Raw genomic sequence first — 6,162 nt, forward strand, 5'->3', positions numbered from 1 at the left:
CAGCCACAAGGGGAAATCACCAGCATACTCTTCAATCAGCACGCCGATTAACCGCTCGATCGATCCAAAGGGGGCGCGGTGAATCATCACGGGGCGTTGACGGCTGCTGTGTTCGTCGATGTATTCTAGTTCAAACCGTTCTGGCAGCACGTAATCTACCTGAACCGTCCCTAATTGCCAAGGACGTTCGAGGGCATCGCTGAAGATAAAATCGAGTTTAGGGCCATAAAAAGCTCCTTCACCAATGCCGATAAAATGTGGCATTCCGAGTTTTTCAACCGCGCGTTTGATTGCGCCTTCAGCTTTGTCCCAAGTTTCTGCCGAACCCAGGAATTTATCAGAATTTGGATCGCGGAAACTCAGTCGGGCTTTAAAGTTTTTCAGTCGGAGTTTTTCAAAGACCGAGAGAATTAATTCGACCACATTCATCAACTCTTCATCTAATTGTTCGGGAGTGACAAAGAGGTGCGAATCATCGACAGTAAAGCCGCGCACCCGCAGTAAGCCACCGAGTTCGCCAGATTGCTCGTACCGATAAACCGTTCCAAATTCGGCGTAACGAATCGGTAAATCGCGATAAGAACGCAATTCGCTTTGATAGATTTGGATGTGAAATGGGCAATTCATCGGCTTCATTACAAAGCCAGTATCGGCGGCAATATTTTCGATATTATCCGCCATAATGGGGAACATATCTTCTTTGTATTTCTGCCGATGCCCCGACTTCATAAACAAGTCGGTTTTGGCAATATGTGGTGTTACAACGGGTAGATAACCGCGTTTGGTTTGTTCCTTTCTCAGGAAGTCTTCCAAAGTGCTTCGCAGAATTGTTCCTTTGGGCGTCCAGAGTGGCAAACCAGCACCGACTAGCTCGGAGAAGATAAACAAGCCTAGCTCTTTGCCGAGCTTCCGATGATCGCGGCGGAGGGCTTCTTCCTTGCGGCGTTCGTATTCTTCGAGTTGTTCGGGAGTTTCCCAGGCGGTGCCGTAGATCCGTTGCAATTGGGCTTTGGTTTCATCGCCGCGCCAGTAGGCACCCGCGACGGCTTCGAGTTTGAAGGCTTTGGGATGCAAGTCGCCAGTATTCTCGACGTGAGGCCCCGCGCACAAATCCCACCACTTATCACCGAGGTGATAGAGGGTAATCGGTTCTTGTAAACCCGCGAGGATTTCCAATTTGTAGGGTTCGTTAAGTGCAGAAATTCGCGCCTCGGCTTCGGCTCTGGTGACTTCTTCGCGTACGACTGGCAATTTCTGATTGACGATCTTAATCATCTCTTTCTGAATTGCCTTGAGATCTTTGTCTGTGAAGGCATCAGGGCTATCGAAATCGTAGTAGAACCCATTTTCGATCCAGGGGCCAATCGTCACTAGAGCCTTGGGGAACAGCTTCTGTACCGCCATCGCCATAACGTGGGAGGTGGTGTGTCTAATCTTTTTGAGGGTTTCCGATTCGCTGGTTTTGGGTAGATGGATTTTCGCTGGCTGTTCGGCGTTAGACATGGTTATCCCTGGAAATTCTAAGTTTCTGACAGTAACATCAAGGTCGCTGTGAGATCTCTGCTGTACTGAATCTATTTTACTCAGGAATCGGCACGGTTGGCTGGAGTCGGAACCGATCGCTCGACTGAAGGTTATTTGCGCACATCCCTTTGCGTCCTTTGCGGCACCTACTCACAATCTCACTCAAACACCAAAAACCTTTGCGTTCTTTGCGTTAAAGAATCTTACATTATCACTAAGCCTTCTCACCGCAAAGTATTGCGACTCGATCGATGGTAAAGTAACTATTCCCTGAGATGGTCTGGGTAATCTAATTACATCATCCAACTTCAGGCACGCGCAGTAGTTGACAATTAACAGAGCGAGAATTAGAACCCAATTTACTTTCGATCGCGGAGTACCCAAGTGTAATTTATTTATTTTCATCCTCGTAACTCATGTATATTTACTTACACGGTTTTGCATCTGGGCCGGGATCGACTAAAGCCATCTATATTCGGGAACAGTTTGCCAAAATTGGCATCGAGTTACAAGTTCCCGATCTCAATCAGGATGACTTTCCTCATCTGACAGTTTCGCGACAGATCGCTCTAGTTGTGGATTTATTTCCCAAAGATGGCTCGCCTGTGACGTTGATTGGCTCTAGCCTCGGCGGCTGGGTGTCAGCAATTATCGCTCAAGACTATCCTCAAGTTGCGAAGTTAGTACTGTTGGCACCTGCCTTTGATTTTCTAAATCATTGGCTCCCAAAGATTGGCGATCGCCAATTAAATGCTTGGCAAAATACTTATTATCTACCTATTTACCATCATGCTCTCAAAAATTTATCACCCCTACATTACAATTTCGTTGTTGACGCTCGTCGATATCCTCTTGCTCAGATCGATCGCGTCCTACCAACTGTAATTATTCATGGAATTAATGATGATGTAATTCCGATTTCTGCAAGTCGAGACTTTAGCAAAAATCGGCAGTGGGTTAAGCTGCTGGAGTGGGAGAGCGACCATCAGCTTACCGATGTCAGCGATCGAATTTGGCAAGAAATCTGTGAGTTTTGTCACTTATAAATGTATCGTAGCTAACTTTTTACCGATCGCGCAGCGACCACTCCCGAGGCTGGCGTTCGGATTGACTTAGCTAGACAAACTAGCGTAAAATATTAATTAATCTTAAAAATTAGTTAAGTGACAGTGTCTAAGGCGGATCGCACTAAACAAAAAATCATCGAAAAAGCGGCGATTGTTTTCAACCAAAGTGGTTATGCGGGGTCTTCGATCGCCGACATTATGCGACTGGCAGGATTGGCGAAAAGCGGTATTTATCATCATTTTAAAAATAAAGATGAAATTGCCGTCGCCGCCTTTGAATATGCCCTCGGGTTAATTTTAGAAGCTGTCATGGCCAAAGTATCGATCCAAGATACCGCGATCGATCGATTACACGCTTTTGTGGAAAGTTTTCAGGGCTTTACGACACAACCAGTCGTCTCAGGTGGATGTCCGATTTTGAACACGGCAGTTGAGAGTGATGATACTCACCCGCTGCTGAGAATCCACGTCCAAGAGGCCGTCAATAGTATTCGCGCGCTGATTACGAGCATCATCGAGTTAGGCATCCGTCAAGGCGAACTGGCTGAGAATACCGATCGCGAACAAGTTGCCACGATTCTGTTCGTGACAATTGAAGGTGCGATTATGATGAGCAAATTGTACGGTAGCGACATTTATCTCGATCGAGCCATCGAGCATCTCCATCAATACATCAACAGTTTACGCGCTCTCAACTAAAGACAATCGGCTCTGACGGCGGTGTCAGTTGTCGTCGATCGCAAGCTCCAAAATTTCTACCAAGATTGACGGTAGGGTAGCAACTTTTGGGGGTGAAAGTGGAACTATAGATGATAGTACCGCTCGACAAAATACTTATGGCTATTTATTCTCCGCTGCGTTCGCGGCGACTGGCAACACGGCAAGCTGAAGCTACCCAACGCTTGATTACCTTTAAGTTGGGCACAGAAACTTTTGCACTGCCACTCGATCGCGTCCGCAAGGTGACTACCATCGATGCACTAGGGTCGAACCTCGGTCAGAGATTGTATGGAGATCCTAACAATACGGGCGTCAGCTTGACTACTTTTCAAGGTCGAGAATTAGTAGTAATTGATGTCGGACACCGAATTTTTAGGAAATCTCAGTCGGAATTGTTACCTACTGCTGCCAGTAACCGCGCTCCGGCACCGAGCGATCCTGAGATTAGATATTTGTTAATTCTGCAACCGGAAACTGCCGCTGCCAGCGAAGATCGGCCATTAGTCGGATTACCGATCGATTCACCACCGAGTATCCAGTCGGTTCAGCTTTCGGCTTTTAAACCCCTACCAGATATTTACCAACAACATAGCAATATTCACTGTGTCAGTGAGATGTCTATCGATCTACCCGATCGACCAGCGATCTTTTTATTAGATGTGGCATCACTGGCAGCACCAGTGTAAGAAAATCTGAGGCGGCATAAGTTAGGGTACTATCTCTAGTTCCCCCGCTCCCCGCTCCCCGCTCCCCGCAATATTAGCTTTATGCACACCGAGACTACTAGCTAGCTGGAGATGTGTATTGTTTGGGGTAATATAAACATAACGCTAATTTGCCGATGGAAAATTCATGACAGATCGGCTAAATTTGATGTAAACAGTGGCTATGAGAACACAGCTTCCAAACAGTTAGCTGCTCTAAGTACTTCCGATGTCAAATTAGGATTGAATATTCAATTAGAGTACGCAACAGTTTAGTCTATTAATCATCAAACTTTAAATGGCAAACCAGGCGTGTATTTCCATCGGAATCGATCGGTACCAGTTTTTACCATCACTGAGCTATGGCGTGGCGGATGCCGTAGCGATCGAGCAGTTTTTTGTAGATGCAGCAGGCTGGAGTCCCCACCAATGCTTACTTTTGACCGAAATTTCGCGCGAGAAGGGCAATAGATCGACTTATCCCACCCGCGAAAATATCGATCGCTGGATCAAACAATGGTCATGGGATACACTCCATCATGGCGATTTGTTATGGTTCTTTTTTAGCGGCTGTGGTGTGAGTTTTGGGGATGAAGATTATCTGATTCCGATCGATGGCAACACGCAGGATCTCGCCAATACTTGTATTTCCATTCGCCAACTCTATCAACAGTTCCGCGATATTGGGGTCAATGCAATGGTATTTCTCGATGCCAATCATGCCCAGCACTTATCGCTCGGTGGTGGCATTGGTAACAATACCGCCAGATTTGCGCAAGAATACCAAATTCCGACCTTTTTGTCCTGCCAAAGTCATGAATTTTCTCATGAAGACGCAGGCTTGACATGGTTTATTTACCACCGCGCTGTTAGAAGCACTCAATTATCATCCCGATCTCAATCTCGAAACGATCGATACTTATCTGACGAGCCGACTGGCGGAATTGAGCGAACATCATTGGAAACCGCTCCAGACACCAATGGCGATCGTGCCGACGGGAGTCTCTACTTACCGCCCAGTCTTTTCGGCCACGACCCAATCATCGATTTCGGCGACAGTCCCGGTCGAAGTCATTTATACACCACCCGTACCGCCCAAGTTTGGCCGGGACGATAATTATCAACCTTATACACCCCCCACTGTCACTTCCAACGTCACGATCGTCAGACCGGAAATGATGGGCACTGGCGCGATCGTCAAAAAAACTCGCCCCGCACGCCGCCGGAAAAAGGCATCCCATTGGCTGCAAGTTGGCTTTTTGCTAACGCTGATTTTTGCCGCTGGCGGTGGGATTTTTGCACTTAGCTCCAAACGGTCTGTCAATGAGCCGTCGATCGCGCGCAGTGGATCGAGCGATGCAGCCGATCCCGCAGCGATCGGTACGTCGGGTATAGCAGCAGAACTCCAGCAAGCAAAACTATTTGTCAAGCCTGGGGATGCTACGTCTCGTTATCAAGCCATCTTAGCCGCGCGGAAGATCGTCCCCACGACCCCCGCAGCCACCACCGAGATCCAGCAATCGATCGAGCAATGGTCGCAAGAAATCTATCAAATCGCCCAAGGCTACGCCACCCAGCAACATTGGCGACTCGCGATCGATACCGCCAGAATGGTACCCAAAGACGCAACCAATTATCAAACCGTGCAAGCGACGATGTCGGAGTGGCAGGGGAAGCTTTAAAGAGGGGATAGGGGATAGGGAATAGGGGATAGTAAGTAGTTAATGTTGATAGTTGATAGGACGCTTGCGTCCCAATTCACACCCTCTAACCTCTTACCTTCTACACCCTATCCCCTATTCCCTATCCCCTATTCCCTATCCCCTATCCCCTATCCCCTATTCCCTATTCCCTATCCCCTATCCCCTATCCCCTATCCCCTATCCCCTAGAAACAATTGATAAGCAGGATTGGTGCGTTCGTCCCAGTAGCGATAGGGGGTGCGATCGAGGAAATCGTGCCAAGCTGCCATCTCGGTGGGTGGTACTTCGATGCCAATTAAAATGCGACCGTAGTCGGCACCGTGATTGCGGTAGTGGAAGAGGCTAATGTTCCAGTCGGGGTTCATGTTATTGATGAATTTGGTGAGCGCGCCAGTGCGTTCGGGAAATTCAAACCGATAAAGGAGTTCGTCTTGAGCTACTGGC

At 47.8% G+C, this 6,162-nt stretch carries 6 protein-coding genes and 1 pseudogene; 5 read left to right on the forward strand and 2 right to left on the reverse strand.

Going from position 1 to position 6,162, the window contains the following annotated elements; translation table 11 throughout:
- Nucleotides 1-1,503: threonine--tRNA ligase (gene thrS / locus RMO84_RS11250; protein ID WP_310488554.1), on the reverse strand; the 1,503-nt coding region annotated here is incomplete at its 3' end.
- 437 nt (nucleotides 1,504-1,940) lie between these two features.
- Here thrS and RMO84_RS11255 point away from each other — a divergent pair.
- The 5 genes from RMO84_RS11255 to RMO84_RS11275 all read left to right on the forward strand — a co-directional run bounded on the left by RMO84_RS11255 (nucleotide 1,941) and on the right by RMO84_RS11275 (nucleotide 5,697).
- Nucleotides 1,941-2,570, forward strand: a complete 630-nt coding sequence (locus RMO84_RS11255) for a YqiA/YcfP family alpha/beta fold hydrolase (protein ID WP_310488555.1) — start codon at nucleotides 1,941-1,943, stop codon at nucleotides 2,568-2,570.
- Between the two features lie 117 nt (nucleotides 2,571-2,687).
- The gene (locus RMO84_RS11260; protein ID WP_310488556.1) at nucleotides 2,688-3,290 is read left to right on the forward strand and encodes a TetR/AcrR family transcriptional regulator; all 603 of its coding nucleotides are present in this window, start codon (nucleotides 2,688-2,690) and stop codon (nucleotides 3,288-3,290) included.
- Between the two features lie 137 nt (nucleotides 3,291-3,427).
- The gene (locus RMO84_RS11265; RefSeq protein ID WP_310488557.1) at nucleotides 3,428-3,997 is read left to right on the forward strand and encodes a chemotaxis protein CheW; all 570 of its coding nucleotides are present in this window, start codon (nucleotides 3,428-3,430) and stop codon (nucleotides 3,995-3,997) included.
- Nucleotides 3,998-4,313: 316 nt separating this feature from the next.
- Nucleotides 4,314-5,132 (forward strand): caspase family protein, encoded by an 819-nt coding sequence (locus tag RMO84_RS11270; RefSeq protein WP_310488558.1) that lies wholly within the window; start codon nucleotides 4,314-4,316, stop codon nucleotides 5,130-5,132.
- 58 nt (nucleotides 5,133-5,190) lie between these two features.
- On the forward strand, nucleotides 5,191-5,697 hold the full coding sequence (locus tag RMO84_RS11275; RefSeq protein WP_310488559.1) for a hypothetical protein: 507 nt from the start codon (nucleotides 5,191-5,193) through the stop codon (nucleotides 5,695-5,697).
- 191 nt (nucleotides 5,698-5,888) lie between these two features.
- On the opposite strand, the pseudogene RMO84_RS11280 reads toward RMO84_RS11275, so the two are convergent.
- Nucleotides 5,889-6,162: pseudogene (locus tag RMO84_RS11280) on the reverse strand (threonine ammonia-lyase, biosynthetic); the annotation flags it as partial.

The sequence above is a fragment of the Chamaesiphon sp. VAR_69_metabat_338 genome (genome assembly GCF_031423935.1).
Classification (GTDB): Bacteria; Cyanobacteriota; Cyanobacteriia; order Cyanobacteriales; family Chamaesiphonaceae; genus Chamaesiphon.